The 1056-nt window shown below is 71.5% G+C and carries 1 protein-coding gene; it reads right to left on the reverse strand.

Going from position 1 to position 1056, the window contains the following annotated elements:
- Window positions 1-30: 30 nt before the first annotated feature.
- Window positions 31-1056 (reverse strand): 2-oxoglutarate dehydrogenase, E2 component, dihydrolipoamide succinyltransferase (gene sucB / locus GTQ99_RS23530; RefSeq protein ID WP_166618057.1); only part of this gene is annotated, 1026 nt, incomplete at its 5' end.

The raw sequence follows: 1056 nt of genomic DNA on the forward strand, positions 1-1056 counted from the left end.
GGGCTCGGGGGAACGGCGCCGGGGCGGTGGTCAGAGACCGAGCTCGCCCTCGAACTCCCCGCCCTCGATGCGCTTCTTGACGGTCTGCAGGAAGCGGGCCGCGTCGGCGCCGTCGACGATCTGGTGGTCGTAGGACAGCGCCAGGTACATCATCGAGCGGATCGCGATGGTCTCCTGGCCGTCGACCGTCAGGACGACGGGCCGCTTGACGATCGCACCGGTGCCGAGGATGGCGACCTGCGGCGCGTTGAGGATCGGGGTGTCGAACAGGGCCCCGATGCTGCCGGTGTTGGTGATGGTGAACGTGCCGCCGGACAGGTCGTCCGGAGTGATCTTGCTGGCCCGGGTGCGGGCCGCGAGGTCGGCGATCTTGCGCGCCAGCCCACCGAGGTTCAGGTCGCCCGCGTCCTTGATGACGGGGGTGATGAGGCCCTTGGGGGTGTCCACCGCCATCGAGATGTTCTCGGTGCCGTGGTAGACGATGTTCTCGCCGTCGATGCTGGCGTTGAGCGAGGGGTGCTGCTTGAGCGCCTCGACCGCGGCCTTCACGAAGAACGGCAGGAACGTCAGCTTGGCGCCCTCGGTCGCCGCGAAGCCGTCCTTGGCCCGGGCGCGCAGCTGCGCGACCCTGGTGACGTCGACCTCGATGACGGTGGTCAGCTGCGCGGAGTTCTGCAGCGACTCCTTCATGCGCTGGGCGATGACCTTGCGCAGGCGCGACATCTTCTCGGTGGTCCCGCGCTTGGCCGAGACCTCCACCGCCGGGGCCGGCTTCGCCGCGGGCTTGTCCGCAGCCGCCGCGGGAGCGGGCTCGGCGGCCTTCGCGGCCGCGGCCTTCGCCGCCTCGGCCGCCTCCTGGACGTCCTGCTTGCGGATGCGGCCACCCACGCCGGTGCCGGTCAGCGACGACAGGTCGACGCCGAGGTCCTTGGCGAGCTTGCGCACCAGCGGGGTCACGTAGGTGCTGCCACCGGTCGCCGGTGCCTGCGAACCGGCCGACGGCGCGGGCGCCGGCGGCCGGTTCGCAGGCACCGGCGACCGGTGGCAGCACCTACG

The organism is Kineococcus vitellinus, assembly GCF_009906315.1.
Taxonomy (GTDB): Bacteria; Actinomycetota; Actinomycetes; order Actinomycetales; family Kineococcaceae; genus Kineococcus; species Kineococcus vitellinus.